Annotated in this window: 9 protein-coding genes and 1 pseudogene; 3 read left to right on the top strand and 7 right to left on the bottom strand. The window is 73.5% G+C overall.

What is annotated here, in order from left to right; all coding sequences use genetic code 11:
- Positions 1–45: 45 nt before the first annotated feature.
- Both ACYVAQ_RS17060 and ACYVAQ_RS17065 read right to left on the bottom strand, forming a co-directional pair.
- Positions 46–528: a methylated-DNA--[protein]-cysteine S-methyltransferase gene (locus ACYVAQ_RS17060; RefSeq protein ID WP_460791612.1), complete on the bottom strand. Its 483-nt coding sequence runs from the start codon at positions 526–528 to the stop codon at positions 46–48.
- 1 nt (position 529) lies between these two features.
- Positions 530–1,978, bottom strand: a complete 1,449-nt coding sequence (locus tag ACYVAQ_RS17065; protein ID WP_460791613.1) for an AlkA N-terminal domain-containing protein — start codon at positions 1,976–1,978, stop codon at positions 530–532.
- Positions 1,979–2,074: 96 nt separating this feature from the next.
- Here ACYVAQ_RS17065 and ACYVAQ_RS17070 point away from each other — a divergent pair, with 96 nt between their 5' ends.
- On the top strand, positions 2,075–2,521 hold the full coding sequence (locus ACYVAQ_RS17070) for a hypothetical protein (protein WP_460791614.1): 447 nt from the start codon (positions 2,075–2,077) through the stop codon (positions 2,519–2,521).
- A 63-nt stretch (positions 2,522–2,584) separates the two neighbouring features.
- Positions 2,585–3,202, top strand: coding sequence for a TetR/AcrR family transcriptional regulator (locus tag ACYVAQ_RS17075; RefSeq protein ID WP_460791615.1), 618 nt, complete (start codon positions 2,585–2,587; stop codon positions 3,200–3,202).
- Positions 3,203–3,206: 4 nt separating this feature from the next.
- Here the strand turns inward: ACYVAQ_RS17075 and acpS are convergent, their stop codons facing one another.
- From acpS to ACYVAQ_RS17090, 3 genes are all read right to left on the bottom strand, one after another.
- Positions 3,207–3,611 carry a holo-ACP synthase AcpS gene (gene acpS, locus ACYVAQ_RS17080; protein ID WP_460791616.1) on the bottom strand — a complete coding sequence of 135 codons (405 nt, stop codon included), beginning with the start codon at positions 3,609–3,611 and terminating at the stop codon, positions 3,207–3,209.
- Complete coding sequence (locus ACYVAQ_RS17085) at positions 3,608–12,445, bottom strand: fatty acid synthase subunit beta domain-containing protein (RefSeq protein WP_460791617.1); 8,838 nt, start codon at positions 12,443–12,445, stop codon at positions 3,608–3,610. Before ACYVAQ_RS17085 ends, acpS begins: the two co-directional genes overlap by 4 nt.
- A 95-nt stretch (positions 12,446–12,540) precedes the next feature.
- A complete protein-coding gene (locus ACYVAQ_RS17090; RefSeq protein WP_460791619.1) occupies positions 12,541–12,987 on the bottom strand; it encodes an Lrp/AsnC family transcriptional regulator in 447 nt (148 codons plus the stop codon).
- A gap of 132 nt (positions 12,988–13,119) precedes the next feature.
- Between ACYVAQ_RS17090 and ACYVAQ_RS17095 the strand changes: the two genes are divergently transcribed.
- Positions 13,120–16,617: an indolepyruvate ferredoxin oxidoreductase family protein gene (locus tag ACYVAQ_RS17095; RefSeq protein ID WP_460791620.1), complete on the top strand. Its 3,498-nt coding sequence runs from the start codon at positions 13,120–13,122 to the stop codon at positions 16,615–16,617.
- Here the strand turns inward: ACYVAQ_RS17095 and ACYVAQ_RS17100 are convergent, their stop codons facing one another.
- On the bottom strand, positions 16,618–16,806 hold the full coding sequence (locus ACYVAQ_RS17100; RefSeq protein ID WP_460791621.1) for a hypothetical protein: 189 nt from the start codon (positions 16,804–16,806) through the stop codon (positions 16,618–16,620).
- Positions 16,803–17,569: pseudogene (locus ACYVAQ_RS17105) on the bottom strand (hypothetical protein); the annotation flags it as partial. The gene ACYVAQ_RS17100 and the pseudogene ACYVAQ_RS17105, both read right to left, overlap by 4 nt.

Raw genomic sequence — 17,569 nt, forward strand, 5'->3', positions numbered from 1 at the left:
AAGCCGAGCAAGGCGTCGACAGCGGCGACGTGCTCGCGCCAAATGTCAGAAGAGCTGGTCGGTGCGCTCCAGGTCGAGGAGCAGCTGCTTGCGCTCGATCCCGCCCGCGTAGCCGGTGAGGGTGCCGTCGGCGCCGATCACCCGGTGGCACGGGATGACGATGGGGATCGGGTTGGAGCCGTTGGCGGTGCCGACGGCGCGGGAGGCGGCGTTCGTCTTGCCCAGCCGGGCGGCGATCTCGCCGTACGACGCCGTCTCGCCGTAGCCGATCTTCAGCAGCTGCTCCCACACGCTGCGCTGCCAGGCGCTGCCGACGGGCGCGAGCGGGAGGTCGAAGTCGGTGCGCTCACCGGCGAAGTACTCGGCGAGCTGGTCGACGGCGGCCCGCAGGACCGGGTGGTCGTCGGCCTGCGCGCCGCGCGGGCGGCCGTCCTGGTCGCGGAACGGGCTGAACTCGATCGCGGTGATCGCGCCGTTCTGCTCGACGATCCGCAGCGGTCCGATCGGTGAATCGACGACGGTCCACATGTCAGCTCTCCTTCTTCGAGTCGTTGGTCCACAGGTGCAGCAGCGCGTAGGAGCGCCACGGCGCCCAGCGCTCGGGATCCGCCGGCCCCAACGCGGCGAGCCCGTGGCGGACACCCAGGTCGGTCGGCAGGAAGACGTCGGGATCGCCGAGCGCGCGCAGGGCGATGTAGTCGGCCGTCCACGGCCCGATGCCGGGCAGGGCCAGCAGGTCGCGTCGTACGTCGGAACGGGCCGGCCCCGGCTCGAGCACGAGCGCGCCCGACGCGAGCGCGTCGGCCAGCCCCACGAGCGCTCGCCCGCGTGCGCGCGGCATCGCGATCGTCTCGGGGTCGAGCGCGGCCAGCGCGTCGGCGGTCGGGAACAGGTGCGTGAGACCGGGGATGTCGGTGGTGATCTCGCGACCGTGGGCGGCGACGAGACGGGCTGCGAGGGTTCGGGCACCGGCGACGCTCACCTGCTGACCCAGGACGGCCCGCGTCGCGAGCTCGGCACCGTCGACGTGGCCGGGGACGCGCAGCCCGGGCCGACGGCGGACGAGGCCGCGCAGGGCGGGGTCCGTGGACAGGTGGGCGTCGACCGCCACCGGGTCGGCGTCGGCGTCGAGCAGCCGGCGGGTGCGCGCGATCGCGGCCGACAGGTCACGCAGGTCGGTGAGGACGAAGCGTGCCGGCACGAACGCCATCCCGCCGCCGGTCGTGTCGGACAGCTCGAGGCGGACCGTGCCCGGCCCGTGCGGCAGGTCCAGCGTCCGTGCGTACGTCGATCCCTCGGCCACCTCGATCCCCGGCACCGCGCGCAGAGCGAGGAAGTCGAGCAGCGCACCGCCCGCGAACGGCGCCCGCACCGCGAGCCGCAGCTCGATCGCGTTGGCGGTCGCTCCCCCGCGACGGCCGCGCAGCTCGGTCGGGGTGGCGGCGTACACCTCGCGGACGGTGTCGTTGAACTGCCGGACGCTGCTGAAGCCGGCCGCGAACGCGACGTCGGCGAACGGCAGCGACGTGGTCTCGATGAGGATCCGTGCGGTCTGCGCACGCTGCGCACGAGCGAGTGCGAGCGGGCCCGCGCCGAGCTCCGCGGAGACGAGGCGGTTGAGGTGGCGGGGCGCGTAGCCGACGCGGCGGGCCAGGCCCGGCACGCCCTCCCGGTCGACGACGCCGTCGAGGATGAGCCGCATCGTGCGTCCGGCGACGTCGGCAGCGACGTCCCACTCGGGGCTGCCGGGGGTCGCGTCCGGCAGGCAGCGCTTGCACGCGCGGTAGCCGGCGAGCTGGGCGGACGCGGCGGTGCGGTGGAAGGTGACGTTCGCGCGGGCCGGGGTGCGGGCCGGGCAGGACGGCCGGCAGTAGATGCCGGTCGTCCGGACGGCCACGTAGAAGACCCCGTCGTACCGCCGATCGCGCGACTGCAGCGCCGTGTAGCGCGCGTCGTCGAGATCCAGAAGCGTTGTCATGCCTCCATCCTGCACCCCGTCACCGACAGCTTCTGGCGGGAAACGGACACGGCGGCTTTGCTGTCAAAACGCCGGCGATCTGGGACTGTTTACGCCATGGCAGAGAATCCGATCGAGCTCATGATCGCGGCCAGCACCGCTGCGACGAAGCTCGCCACCGACACCATGCGTCTCGCGGCCTCCGCAGCGATGGTGGGTGTCACGCGACCCGACGAGCTCGCGAGCCAGCTGTCCGGTCAGGTCGCCGACCTCGCCGGCACGGTGGCTGGCCTGGCGACGGCCTTCACGGGGCTGGCGGGCACGACCGCACAGCCGCTGCAGGACTTCGTGGTCCGGCAGCGCGAGCTCGCCGACACGGTCGCCTCGCTCGCGGAGGCTCAGGCACACCTGGCGGACATCGTCGCCGGCCTCGCCGATCGTCAGGCCGAGGTCGTCGCCGCCCTCGAGACCGTGACCGCGCCGCTCTTCCAGTTCATGGGCACCGAGCCGACGCCGCCGCGCCGACCGGCTCGCAAGGCGGCCCCGCGGCCGAAGAAGGCCTGAGGCAGGCTGGCCGTCCTGGCGGGTTCCGCCCAAGAACCCCCGTGTTTTCGTAGAGTTCGGGGCGTGACCGAACTGCTCGAGCCCCGCAAGCGGCCGGCCCAGGAGCGCAGCAGGCTCAAGTTCGACCAGCTGCTGCAGGCCAGCCGCGACGTCCTGATGGACGTCGGGTTCGAGTCGTTCACGTGCGAGGAGGTGGCCCAGCGGGCCGGCGTGCCGATCGGCACGCTCTACCAGTTCTTCGCCAACAAGTACGTCATCGTCTGCGAGCTCGACCGCGTCGACGCGGTGGCCGTCCAGGACGAGCTGCGCGCGCTGGCCGAGCAGCTGCCGACCCTGGACTGGCTGGTGCTCGTCGACCGGCTGATCGACCACGTCGCCGAGCTGTGGCGCAAGGACCCGTCCCGCCGCGCCGTCTGGCACGCCGTCCAGTCCACGCCCGCGACCCGCGCCACGGCCGCGGTGACCGAGCGCGAGCTGGCCGCCGAGGTCGCGCGCGTGCTCGCGCCGCTCACGCCGGGCGTCCCGCGCGAGCGGCGCCGCATCTCGGCCGAGGTGCTCGTCCACGTCGCGTACTCGATGTTCAACTTCTCGGTGCGCGACGGGCAGGAGCACGCCGAGGCGATCATCGAGCTGAAGCGGCTGCTGACCAGCTACCTGCTCGCGGCCGAGGCCGGGGACTAGGAAGCTAAGAAGTACGGCGCTCCTCGAGCACCACCACCGCGATCGCGTGGTCCCCGTCGTGGCTGAGCGACACCTGGTGGTCGTACGCCGCGAGCGCGTCCGCCACCTCGCCGTGCAGCACCAGCCGCGGCCGGCCCCAGGCGTCGGTCGCGACCTCGATCTGCCCGAGCACGTCGTCGCCGGCCGGCGGCGCCTGCCCGAACAGGACCGAGGACCACGCCTTCACGAGTGCCTCACGGGCGCCCCACCGGGCCGCCCAGTACGCCGCCAGGCGGTCGCCGTCGAGCATCCGGCGTACGGCCTCGGCCCGCTCCCCCACGGTGAACACCGAGGGGAAGCGCGAGCCGGGCTGGGCGAGCTGGGCGGCGAAACCCGGCACGTGCACCAGGTCGACGCCGAGGCCACTCACCACTCGTAGACCCCGTCGGCCGCGAGGCGCGCGGTGTCGTCGAGCAGCACCGAGGCCTCGAGCTCCTTCGGCTCCCGGCCGTCGACGGCCTCGCCGAGGCGACGGTCGGGACGGCGGACGAAGCCGGGCTCGCCGAGCATCGTCCGGGCGACCCGCACGGCACCGGCGACGCGGCGGGCGCGGGCGGCGGCCCGGTAGGCCTCCTGCTCCTCGGCCGGCAGCGAGGCGATGAACACCTCCGGGTGGGCGATCGCGAGGATGCCCGCCACGTGGCCGAAGCCGAGGCTGGTGACCAGACCGGCCTTGAGCGGGCCGGTTTCGATCGCCTCGCGGTGCCAGACCAGGTGCGGGTGCTGCTCGAGCACCGGGTCGACGCAGTCCAGGCTGCGGTTCGGCGGGATGACGCCGGCCTGCAGGGTCTGGCACAGGCCGATGACCTGGAAGGCGGCCGCACCGCCCTTGGCGTGCCCCGTGAGCGTCTTCTGCGAGATGACGTGCAGCGGGTTGCCCGCGCTGCGGCCGATCGCCGCGGCGAGCCGCTCGTGCAGGTCCGACTCGTTCGGGTCGTTGGCGGCCGTCGAGGTGTCGTGCTTGGACACCACCGCGACGTCGTCGGCGGTCAGACCGTGCGCCTTGAGCGCCTTCGCCAGCGGCGAGCGCTCGCGACCGACACCGGCGGCCAGCGCCCCGATGCCCGGAGCCGGGATCGAGGAGTGGATGCCGTCGGCGTACGACGCGGCGTACGCGACCACACCGAGGACGGGAAGACCCATCCGGGCCGCGACCTCACCGCTCGCGAGCAGGATCGTGCCACCGCCCTGGCCCTCGACGAACCCGCCACGACGGCGGTCGTTGGCCCGGCTCAGGCGGTTGTCCGCGATGCCCTGGGCACGCATGGCCTCGGTCTCGGCGGTGGCCGACATCGCGCCGAAGCCGATGATGCCCTCGTTGCTGAGGTCGTCGTAGCCACCGGCGACGACGAAGTCGGCCTTGCCCAGGCGGATCTTGTCGGCGCCCTCCTCGATGGAGACCGCGGTCGTGGCGCAGGCCGCGACCGGGTGGATCATCGCGCCGTAGCCACCGACGTAGGACTGCATGACGTGGGCGGCCACGACGTTCGGCAGCGCCTCCTGGAGCAGGTCGTTGGCGACCGGCTCACCCAGCAGGGTGTCCAGGTAGAGCGACTGCATGGAGGTCATGCCGCCCATGCCCGTGCCCTGGGTGTTGGCGACGCGTGCCGGGTGGATCCAACGCAGCAGCTCGGCCGGGGTGAACCCGCTCGCGAGGAACGCGTCGATGGTGCAGACGAGGTTCCAGATCGCGAGCCGGTCGACCGAGTCGACCATCTCCTTGGGGATGCCCCACGCGACCGGGTCGAAGCCGGTCGGGACCTGGCCGCCGACGGTCCGGGTCAGCTCCAGGCGCCGCGGGACGCGGATCTGGGTGCCGGCCAGGCGGGTGACGGTCCAGCCCTCGTCGGTCTTCTCGATGCGGGTCTGCTCGGGGTGGCTGGCCTGCAGGGCGAGAGCCTCCGCCTCGGTGTCGACCGAGAACGTCAGGTCCTGCTCGAGGAAGACACCGACCAGCAGCGGCGCGCTGCCGTCCTCGAGGCGGCCGTCGTCGGCGTACTCACGGATGCCGCAGCGGGCCACGACCTCGTCGTGGTAGCGCTCGAAGAGCTCCGCCTCGGGCACGGGCTCGTCGCTGGCCACGTCGTGCCAGGCGCGGGCCTTGTCGTCCCAGCGGACCAGGCCGGTGGCCCACGCGAGCTCGAGGACGCCGGCGGCGGACAGCTCGCCCACCTCGGCCTCGTAGCGGGTCCGCGAGGAGCCCCACGGGCCGAGCTCGGCGGCGCCCACGATGACGACCATGTCCTCGGGCGCGAGAGCCGGGGCCGCGACCTCGATCGGGGCGGGGTCGACGACCTGCGCCGGGGAGGCCGGGAGCGCGGCGATCGTCGCGATCTCCTCCTCGGCCTCCTTCTCACGGGCCTCGTGCGCGGCCTGGGCGGCCTCCGCCAGGTCCCGCATGCGTACGTCGGCAAGGCCCTCGGCGAAGTCGGCCTGCAGCGGCTGCTGCGCGGCCTGCTCGCGCGCCTCGCTGGTGCACAGCGCGAGCAGCGCCTGCGCCATCTCCTCGGGCGTCCAGACCTTGACGCCAGCGGCGCGCGCGGCGTCGACCATCGGGTCGTTGCCGCCCATCAGGCCGGTGCCGGCAACCCAGCCGATGACGGCGTGGGCCAGCGTCACGCGCTCGGGCCAGCCGCGCTCGGCCGACCACTTGGCGACGATCGCGTCGAGGGCGGCCTTGGTCTCGCCGTACGCACCGTCACCGCCGAACATGCCGCGGTTCGGGGAGCCCGGCAGCACCACGTGCAGCCGCTGGTCGCCCCACTTGGCGCCGATCAGGCGCTCGACCGACCACAGCAGGATCCGGGCCTGGGCCTCGGTGGCCGCGCCGGCCTCGGAGAGGTCACCGGCGGCCGGGCCCGCGGCGAACGGGAACAGCAGCGTCGGGTGCAGCGCCGGCTTGAGGACCTCGGTCTTCGGGCCGACCCGCTTGACCTGCTCGTTGCGGACCCAGTCGACGAGCGCGTCCACGTCGGCGTACGACGCCAGGTTGGCCGGGACCACCCACAGCGTCGCACCGACCCGGGCGGTGCGGGCGTAGAGCTCGCGGAACCGCTGGATGCGTGCCGGCGAGGTGCTCGACGTGGTGGCGACGACGGTCGCGCCACCGGCGAGCAGCTCGGCCACGATCGCCTCCGCGATCGAGTCCGGGCCTGCTCCGGTGACGACTGCGACCTCACCGGCCCAGGTGCCGGGTGCAGTGTTCAGGGCCTGCTCGGCGAGGGAGGTGAGGCCGTGCCAGCTCGCCATCTGGGCGACGGCCTCTCCTGCGCCGGTGAGGTCAGTCTTCACGTCCACGCCGAGGGCGGCACGGACGACGTCGGTGCGGGCGCTGGCCCAGCGGTCGTCGAACAGGACCGCGCGACGCTCGTCGAACGCGGGCTGCGTGAGCCGCATCCAGTCCGAGCCGAGCTCGGCCTCGACACGGGCGACGACGGCGCGCGCCTCCTCGTCGGCACCGGCCGCGGCGGCGACCGCGGGGGCCGAGCCGAGCCGGTCGAGGATGGTGCGGGCGGAGGCCACGAGCGCGTCGGTGATGCCACCGGTCAGCTCGGCGGCCGCGGCGGCGTCGATCGTGCCGCCACCCTCGCCACCGGCGCTCGGGATGGCGACGGCGACACCGCGCCGGGCGGCGACGGCCTGGACGGCCGCGTCGACCGAGCTGTCGAGGTCGCTGATCGCGGACTCGCGGGTGCTGAGCGCGAGCTCGGCGAGGACGTGGGTGCCCCAGCCGGAGCCGAGCTGCCAGGTCTGCGTGACGCGGTCGGTCACCGTCGACTGGCGGGCACCCACCGGGCCGAGCACCTTCTTCAGGTGGTCACCGATGGCCGTGGTCAGGACCGGGCCGAACGGCTTGTAGCTGCGGGCGAGACCCTGCACCTGACCGGTCAGCTGGGCGATCGGGGCCTCGGCGGCACCGTCGATCGCGCCGAGACCGAGCTCGGCGCCGAGGTCCATGAGCAGCTGGTTGCGGCGCGAGGACGCACCGTCGGTGAGCGACTCGATGCTGTCGGTCGGGGCCAGGTCGGCCGGGTGGGTCTTGGTCCACCAGGCCAGCAGCAGCGTGGTCGCGTCGGCGGCGGTGAAGGCGATGTCGTCAGGTACGGCGGCACCGGGGGCGGCCTTCGCGACCGGAGTGACCGGGGCCGCAGCGGCCGGGGCGGCGGCAGCGGCGGGTGCCTCGGCGGCCGGCTCGTCCTCGACGACGACCTCGTCCTCGTCGCGACCGAAGACCACGTTGGCGTCGCGCTCGAGGTTGAGGACCTCGACCGGGCCGGCGAGGGTACGACGTACCGCGGGCAGCTTCAGCGTCTGCGCGGCGATGTTGGCCAGGGTCGGCGCGGAGCCCACACCGACCTCGACCAGCCGCTCGACGCCCATGCCGCCGTCCGCGGGGTCGGCGAAGAACAGGTCCTGGGTCTCGATCCAGCGGACCGGGCTGGCGAACTGCCAGGCGAGCAGCTCGACCAGCAGCAGCCGACACAGCTCGCCGTCGCGGCCCTGCCACGCGTCGAAGTCCGCGAGCGCCGCGGAGATCGCGTCGGCCGGGGCGACCTCGACGATCGACTCCAGGAAGGCGCGGTCCAGGGCGAACGGGCGGGCGACCAGGTTCGGGACGTAGCGGCCGACCAGCAGGGCCGGGTCGATCGTCGCCGGGAGCAGGTCGTCCAGCTTCTGCCGGAAGTCGGCGACGCCGTCGGCGAGGACGCGCGAGTGGAACGGCACGTCGATGCCGGGCACCAGGACGAACGCGGCCTTGCCGCCGAACGCGGCGCGGCGCTTCTCGATCTCGGCCTCGAGCGCCTTCATGCCGGCGACCGTGCCGGCGATGGCGTACTGCGAGCCGCGCAGGTTCAGGTTCGCGATCTGCAGGAACTCGCCCGACTCCTCGGCGATGCCGTCGATGAACCCGGCGACCTCGTCGTCGGCGATGCCGCACTGGGCGGGGCGGATCGCGGCGAGCCGGTAGTTGCTGCGGCCCTGCTCGTCGCGCGGCACCAGGGTGTGCATGACCGAGCCGCGACGGAACACGATCTCGACGACCGCCTCGAGCTCGAGGACGCCGGAGACCGCGGCGAGGGCGTTGTACTCGCCGACGGAGTGGCCCGCGATGATCGCGTCGTCGATCGCCACGCCGGCCTCGATCATCTCGGCCATCTGCGCCGAGCCGAGGACCGCCATCGCGACCTGGGTGAACTGGGTCAGGAAGAGCACGCCGTCGGGGTGCCGGTGCCAGGTGCCGTCGACGAGCAGCTCGGTCGGGTTGTCCTTGACGACCCGGAGCACCGAGAAGCCGAGGACCTCGCGGGTGTGCTTGTCGGCGCGGTCCCAGATCGCCTTGGCGGCCGCGGAGCGGGCGTAGCCCTCCATGCCCATGCCCTGCTTCTGGATGCCCTGGCCGGGGAAGACGTACGCCGTGCGCGGCGCGGCCACGCGGGCGGTGGCGCTCATGACGAGGGTGGACCCCTCGTCGTCCAGCACCGAGGCCTGGACCTCGACGATCTCCTCGCCCTGCGCGAACCCGACGCGGGTCAGGACCAGGTCGACCTGCGCGCCCGGGCGGACCGGCGCGAGGAAGCGGGCGGTCCAGCCGGACAGCGGGCGGCCGAGGGTCTCGACGAGCGCCCGCTGCGCGGTGGCGGAGAGCCACATGCCGTGGACGATCGGGCCGCCGAGGCCGGCGAGCCGTGCGACGGCGGTGCTGGTGTGGATCGGGTTGTGGTCGCCGGTGACCTGCGCGAAGGCGTTCAGGTCGGTGGGCGCGGTGACGGTGACGCGGCCGCGGGTGCGGCGGGTGGTCTGGGCGACGTCGGTCGCGCCACCGGCCACGGCGGGGTCGGTGAGCGGCGTCTTCGTCGTACGACCACGGATCGCGAAGCGCTCGGTGAGCCGGGCGTCGCCGATCGCGACCTCGACGGTGGCCACGCGGCCGACCTCGGTGTCGGTGACGTCGACGAGCTCGGCGCTGATCGCGGGAGCGACCGGCGCGGCCGGGACCTCGCCGGTGAAGGAGTGGTCGAGGTGGACCAGGTCCAGGAAGCCCTCCGCCACGTCGGCGCGCGCCGACAGGGTGGCGAAGACGGTCGGCCAGGCGAGGCCCACGAGGACGTCCGGGACGGCGTCGACGCGGGTGCCGCCGACCGCGGTGACCGCGGCGTGGGCGTTGACCAGCGCATCGGTGAGCTCGGTGGTGCCGCCCGCGGCCAGAGCGAGCAGGGCACGCATGGCCTCGGCGGGCTCGTCCACGATGATCGCCGCGCCGGTGGCGGCGTCGCCGGCGAGCAGCCGCAGCCGCAGCTCGCCCCTCTCCAACGGGACGGTCAGCACGCCGTGGTCACCCTCGATCACGAGGGCGGCGCCGGTCTCGAGGTTGTCGGCGCGGTCGGCCGAGACGGTCCAGGAGCCGATGCGACGCAGCGGGTTGACGACGGTGCGGCCGGCCCAGACGGCGTCCGGCGCGGCGAGAAGCACGCCGAGCAGGCCGGTCGCGCCCTCGAGCCGGCGACGTCCCGGGACGTCGACGACGGCCTCGTCGACCGCGTCGACGACAGCGGCCTCGAACCGGTCGAGCAGCTCCGCGACGGGCTCGTCGGCGCGGGTGATGCCGGCGACGGCGACCGGGCCGGGGATGACCGCGACGGCGTCGGCCGGGTAGCGGGCGTCGTGGGCCTGCCACAGCGAGTCGGAGCGGTACCAGCGACGTACGTCGCCGTCGAGCACGGGCACGAACGGCACCGGCTTGCCCGGGCGCGCGCACACGTCGAGGAAGAACGGCAGGTCGGCCGGGTGCAGCAGCACCTCGGCGGCGGCCGGGTAGGCGCCGAGCAGCACCTCGAGGGCGGCGGCGCCGTCCTCGACGTCCTCCGGCGACGCGAACAGGGTCGGGATGTCGCCGTGGTCGGCCTCGGCGAGGCGGGCCTCGGCGCGCTGGAGCAGCTCGTGGAAGCGGTCGCGGATGGTGACGTCGAGCCACTCCGGGGTGCCGCCGAGTTCGAGGAAGCGCTGCAGCCACTGGGCGTAGGTCATGGAGGTGACGTCGCCGAAGTACGGCTTCGCGGTCAGCGCGAGCGCGGCCTCGATCTCGTCGCGACGCTCGGCCACGGCCTCGGCGTCACCGGCGACCTCGTCGAGCAGGCGACCGCAGCGGGCGGCCGCGTTGTCGATCTCGTGGATGTCGGCGCCGAGCTGGCTGCGGCCGGAGGTGACCCCGCCGCTGACCTCGCCGGCCTTGACCCACTGGTCGGTGCCGGGGGTGTCGACGAGCAGCTGCTTGACCTGCGGGGAGGTGGTCGCCTCGAGGGTGGCCATGGCGGCGGTGCCGACGAGGATTCCGTCCAGCGGCATCCGCGGCTCGCCGTACTGCTCGCTCCAGGCTCCGCTGATGTACGTCGCAGCGGCCTCGGGCGTGCCGATGCCACCGCCGACGCAGACCACGACGTTGTCGCGGCGGCGCAGGTCGGCGTACGTCGCGAGCAGCAGGTCGTCGAGGTCCTCCCACGAGTGGTGGCCACCCGCCTTGCCGCCTTCGATCTGGACGATGACGGCGGTCGGTGCGACCGCGTCGGCGATCTTGAGGACCGACTTGATCTGGGCGACGGTGCCGGGCTTGAAGACGACGTACTCGATGCCGCCCTCGCGCAGCTCCTCCACCAGCGCGGCGGCCTCGTCGAGCTCGGGGACGCCCGCGGTCACGATGAGCGCGTCGAACGCCGCACCGGCCGCGCGGGCCTTGGGGACGAGCCGCTGCGAGGCGACCTGGAGGCGCCACAGGTAGGGGTCGAGGTACAGCGAGTTGAACGCGGCGGTGCGGCCCTCGTCGAGGAGCTCGCCCAGGCGCGCGACGTTCTCGTTGAACACCGGCTCAGTGACCTGGCCGCCACCCGCGAGCTCGGCCCAGTGTCCGCCGTTCGCGGCGGCGGCGACGATCGCCGGGTCGACGGTCGTCGGGGTCATGCCCGCGAGGAGGATCGGCGAGCGGCCGGTGAGGCGGGTGAAGGCGGTCTCGGCGTGGACCCGGCCGTCCGGCGTACGGACGACGGCGGGGGCGAAGCGCGCCCAGCCGCGCGGCGGCTGCGGCGCGGCGCCGACGACGGTCAGCTCGCGCAGGCCCTTGGGCGTGGCGGGCGCCAGCATCCCGATGCCGTACGCCGCCGCGAGCTCGTGGGTGAAGCCGGAGATCAGGTCGCTGGGACCCAGGTCGATGAGCCACCGGGCACCGGCGTTCGCGACGCGGGTGACCTCGGCCGGCCAGTCGAGCGGCTCGACGAGGATCGTGCGCGCGAGGCGCTCGGCGCGCTCGACGTCGAGACCGGCCTTGCCGGCCCAGTCGCGGACGAGCGTGACGGCGGCTTCCATCTCGGGGTGGTGGAACGCCGCGCCGGCGCTGATCGGCTCCGCGACGACGCCGTCGGGAAGGGCCTCCTGCAGCCGGGCGAGACCGCGCTTCGTGCCGGAGACGACCGTGCTGGTACGACCGTTGCGGACGTTCGCGACCAGGCGGCTGGACGCGGGGAGGGTCGCGATGACCTCGGCGACCTCGGCCTGCGGCAGGGCGACGTGGAGCATGGTCTCCCCCGCCAGGTCGGCGCCGGGCGCGACCCGCTGGGAGGCGGCGCCGAGCAGGCGGGCGAGCGCCAGGACCTCGGCGGGCTCTGCGCCCTCGACGATCTCGACGCCGAGCAGGCCCTGCGAGTGACCGATCGCAGCAACCGCACCGCGCGGGTCGAGTCCGAGGCGGCGTACCGCGCGCAGGGCGGCGGCCTGGGTGAGGAGCACGCCCGGGAGCGCGTACGCCGGCTGCAACCGAGCCGCGGCGTCCGGGATCGCAGGCGCGGAGGTGCCGGTGGCGTCCTCGTCGTCGACGTCGACCGACGCGGAGGACGCAGCCAGGTGCGCGTCGACCCAGCGCAGCGGCGTGAACGACTGCGCGGTCGGGCCCATCTCCTCCAGGACCGGCGCGAGCAGCGCGTCGCTCGCGACGACCAGCGCGTTCAGGTCGAGCGCGTGGGTGCGGACCAGATCCGCGAGGGTGACCAGCCAGTCAGCACCCTGGCCACCGAAACCCACGGCGTACGGGGTCCCGGCGGCGAGGCGGTCCAGCAGGCGCTTGGGCCGTCCACCGGCAGCGGCATCGGCCGCGCCGTTCTCGGCGGCGTGGTCGTTGAGGGCGGGGTGGGCGCTGGCGTCGATGGCGTCACTGGTCACGTGCACCATGAGAGCAGAACATGAGGCAATCCTCAAATCTTTCGTGAGGAGTTTCTCATGTTTTTACATGCCTGTTGCATTTCGCTTCCGCCAGGTCACAGACGGGTCCACTGCTCCAGCACGACGAGGGTCTTGGTGCTGGAGATCTGCGGCCCCGCGCGCAGCTGCCCGACGACGCGGCGCAGGTCCTCGACACCGTCGACGCGGATGCGGAGGAGCGCGTCGGGATCGCCGGCGAGGGTGAGCACCTCCTCGACCTCGGGGATGCCGGAGACGTGCTCGCGGATCTGCGCCAGGTCGAGGTCGTCGGCGAACTGCAGCTCGGTGATCGCCTCGATGCCGCCGGTGATCCGACCGTGGTTGACCTGGATCGTGTAGCGCTCGATGACGCCCAGCTTCTCCAGCCGCGCGATCCGGCGCTGCACCGGCGCGACCGTCAGCCCGACGGCCTGCGCGATGTCGCGCAACGGGCGGCGCGCGTTCTCGCGCAGCAGGTCGAGGATCGCGCGGTCGGTGGCGTCGAGGACGGCAGGCTCGGTCACGCAACGAATGCTAACTCGCGAGCACTTTCTGTTGCGCGTTGCAGGCGTGCGACGTCGTACGGGTTGCGGATCGTCGCCAAAGCCGACGACGACCGTTGTGACCCGGCCCACCCGAGGAGCATGCTCGTGCGCGTGACCGAGCTGCTGAACCGCGCCTCCGAGCCGGCCGTCCCTGCCGCGCCGTACGACCTCGCCGACCGGTTCCGGGTCGCCGCTCCCCCGGTGCTGCTGACCGGCGTCCAGGCGATCGCCCGACTCCTCGTCGAGCACCGCGCGCTGGACCGTCGCCGCGGCCTCCACACCGCGTCCTTCGTGTCGGGCTACCAGGGCAGCCCGCTGGGTGGCCTGGACCGGATGCTCGCCGACATGAAGGACGTCCTCGACGAGAACGACATCCGCTTCGTGCCCGGCCTCAACGAGGAGCTCGCCGCGACCGCCGTGTGGGGCAGCCAGGTCGAGCTCCCCACCGAGACGCAGCGGTACGACGGGGTCACGGGGTTCTGGTACGGCAAGGGACCCGGCGTCGACCGGGCGACCGACGCGCTCCGCCACGCCAACATGTACGGCGTCAACCGCCGCGGCGGCGCGGTTCTGCTCGTGGGCGACGACCCCGCGTCGAAGTCCTCGACCGTCCCGGCCGTCAGCGAGCGGTCGCTGGCCGCCCTGGGCATCCCCGTGCTGTTCCCGCGCAACGCGACCGAGATCGTCACGCTCGGCCTGCACGCCATCGAGATGTCGCGCGCGTCGGGGTGCGTGGTCGCGCTCAAGATCGTCGCCGACGTCGCGGACGGCGCGTGGGTGGTCGACAGCGCCGACATCGGCGTCACCCCGGTGCAGCCGGACATCGAGTGGAACGGCCACCCCTACGCCTACACGCAGAGCCCGATCGTGCTGCGCCCCGCGATGATCGTGGGCGCCGAGGCCGAGCTGGTCGGCCCGCGCACGGCGCTCGTGCACGACTACGCCGCCCGCAACGGCCTCAACGTCACCGACGTCGACCCGGCCGGCGCGCGGCTCGGCCTGGTCGCCTCGGGCAGCTGCTACGACTCGCTGCGTCAGGCGCTCACCGACCTCGGCGTCACCGAGTCGGCGCTGGAGGAGGCCGGTATCCGGGTGCTCCGGATGGGCATGATGAGCCCGGTCGAGCCGGCCGCGATCCGCCGCTTCGCCGAGGGCCTCGAGGAGATCGTGGTCGTCGAGGACAAGACCTCCTTCATGGAGATGCAGATCCGCGACGTGCTCTACGGCACCGCGGGAGCGCCGCGCGTGCTCGGCAAGCTCGACGCGAACGGCCAGCGGCTGATCCCCGCCGACGGCGAGCTCACCGCCGGCCGGCTGCTGGCGCCGCTGCGGCACGCGCTCTCCGGGTGGCTCACCGTGACTCCCCCGCCGCGGCCGCGGACCGTCCTGCCGCTGCTGTCGGCCAGCCGGTCGGCGTACTTCTGCAGCGGGTGCCCGCACAACCGCTCGACGGTGCTGCCCGAGGGCTCGCTCGGCGGCGGCGGCATCGGCTGCCACGCGATGGTGACCATCTCGGACCGCCCGGAGAGCGCGGTGACCGGCGTGACCCAGATGGGTGGCGAGGGCGCGCAGTGGATCGGCCAGGCGTGGTTCACCGACGCCAAGCACGTCTTCCAGAACGTCGGCGACGGCACCTACTTCCACTCCGGCCAGCTCGCGGTCCAGGCGTGCATCGCCGCCGGCGTCAACATCACCTACAAGGTGCTCTACAACGACGTCGTCGCGATGACCGGCGCCCAGGACGCCGAGGGCGCGTTGAGCGTGCCGCAGCTGACGCACAAGCTGCACACCGAGGGCGTCGCGAAGATCATCGTCTGCGCCGACGAGCCGAAGCGGCACCGCCGTCGCGACCTCGCGCCCGGCACCCTGCTCTGGGACCGCGACCGGCTCGACGAGGCGCAGCGGCTCCTGCGCGACACCCCCGGCGTGACCGTGCTGATCTACGACCAGCACTGCGCCGCCGACGCCCGGCGCCAGCGCAAGCGCGGCGGTCTGCCGGCGCGCACGAAGCGGGTGGTCATCAACGAGGCCGTCTGCGAGGGCTGCGGTGACTGCGGCGCGAAGAGCAATTGCCTCTCGGTCCAGCCGGTCGAGACCGAGTACGGCCGCAAGACCCGCATCGAGCAGACCTCCTGCAACACCGACTACAGCTGCCTGGACGGCGACTGCCCGTCCTTCGTCACCGTCGAGACGGCGCCCCGCAAGCGGCGTACCGCCACCAAGCCGGCGAAGAAGGGCTACCCGGCCCCGCCCACGGTCGCGCCGACCTCAGCCGAGGACCGCGTCGACACGACGCAGAACGTCTTCATGGTCGGCATCGGCGGCACCGGCATCGTGACCGTCAACCAGGTCCTGGCGACCGCCGCCCTGCGCGCCGGGTACGCCGTGGAGTCGCTCGACCAGACCGGCTTGAGCCAGAAGGCCGGCCCGGTGGTGGGCCACCTGCGGTTCGCCGCCGCGGAGCTGGAGCCGGCGAACCGGCTCACGCCCGGCTCGGCGGACTGCTTCCTCGGCTTCGACCTGCTGACGCTCGCCGAGGACCGCAACCTGGTGTACGGCGACGCGGCCAAGACCCGCACGGTCGTCTCGACCAGCCGCACCGCCACCGGCGCGATGGTGCAGGACCCCAGCGTTCAGCACCCTGACGAGGCCGACCTGCTGTCGCGGGTCCGGACGGCCAGCCTGGAGCTGTTCGACTTCGACGCGCTCGAGGCCGCCGACCGGATCTTCGGCAACACGGTCGCGGCGAACTTCCTGCTCGTGGGGGCGGCGTACCAGACCGGCGCGCTGCGTCTGCCCGCCGCCGCGATCGAGGAGGCCATCGACATCAACGGCACCGCGGTCGCCGCGAACGTGGCCGCGTTCCGCTGGGGCCGCGTGGCCGTCGCCGACCCGGCGGCGTTCCGGGCGGCCAACCAGAAGGTCGTCGCTCCCCGGGAGCGGCAGGTGCCGGCATCGGTCGCAGCGTCCGGACTGTCCGGCGAGGTCCGGCGCCTGGTCGAGCTGCGCGCCGCCGACCTGGTCGACTACCAGGACGAGAAGCTCGCGGACGCCTACGTCGCGGTCGTCACGCAGGTCGCCGCGGCCGAGGCGGCGGTGTCCACCGACAACCGGCTGAGCGAGGCCGTCGCTCGCAACCTGTTCAAGCTGACGGCGTACAAGGACGAGTACGAGGTGGCCCGGCTCCTCACCGACCCGGCCTTCCTCGCCGAGACCGGTGGCGCCTTCCCCGGCGCGACGATGTCCTTCCAGCTGCACCCGCCGGTGCTGCGCGCGATGGGCCGCAGGAAGAAGATCGCGTTCGGCCCCCGCTCGCACGGCACCCTGCGCGCCCTGGCCCGGATGAAGCGGCTGCGCGGCACCGCCGCCGACCCGTTCGGCCGGGCGCACCTGCGCCGCGTCGAGCGCGCGCTGCGCGACCACTACCGGAACCTGGTCCTCGACCTGGCGCGCAACCTCGACGCCGAGGACCTCGACCGAGCGGTCGCGATCGCAGAGCTGCCCGACATGGTCCGTGGCTACGAGGGCGTCAAGCTCGCCAACGTCGAGCGGTACGTCGCCGCGCTCACCGACCTCGGTGTGGAGCCGCCGGTCCTCGTGCAGGCCTGATCACTTCCAGTAGAGCTCGCCGATGATCCGGCCGTCGTCAGCTGTGATGGGTTCGACCTCCCGGGTCCCTCTGGGCGTGACCACGCGGCAGAGTCCGTGGGGTGTGGTCCAGCGGTAGGCGCCGAGCCCGATCTGCTCGACCTGCCAGCCGGGGTCATGTGTCTTGATCCGGTGGTGGAGTCGGGTCAACGGGGCGTGGTCTGTCCGGGCGGGCCGAGAGGGTCGAACGGTACGACGTGGTCGTGATCCAGCTTCCTGCTCGATGACGCCGAGTGGGGGAACGCGTCGCCACCGGTCCGCAGCACGCCCCTTGCTCGCATCCGGGTGGGGTGTTCGTAGGCGTGGCTCGTCTGGATCGCGTTGAGGTCCAGCACGGGCTGCAGCTTCACGTTGCGGTGGCCGAGGAGGTCGGTGACCTGCTGCAGGAGCAGCGGGCCGAGGTCCTCGCACCGGGCGACGCCCGCGTCGGCGAGCGTCGCTGCGGTGACGTGGAAGTACAGGACTGCCTCGCGCCGCGGCTTCTCCGGGACGGCGGGGGCGTCGGGTCCGCCGAGCAGGCGGAGGACGGCGGCCGGGTCGGCCATGAGGGCGAGGGCTTGGGCACGGAGCTGGTCGCGGGTGGGCTGGTCGTCACCGGCCGGCTGGTGGGCGGCGAGCTGGTCGGCGAGGTCGTCGATGAAGGCGTCGATCTCCACCAGGTCCGCGATCGGGAGCTGGGCGGCGAGCCTGCCGGTGGCGGGTTCGCAGGCGCCTGCTTCGCCGCCGAGGCGGTCGCCGGTGCGGGGCTTGGAGCGCCACACCCCGACACGCTGCTCGTCGGCGGCGATCCGGGCGCGGTGGGCGTCGAGGTCGGCTTCGATGGTCTTGGCCTCGGCGACCTGCAAGAGCTTCCCGGCCGGGAGCTGCCACGCGGCAGCGACCGCGGTGTCGACCAGCGCCGCACCCTCCGCAG

The organism is Nocardioides maradonensis, assembly GCF_054777115.1.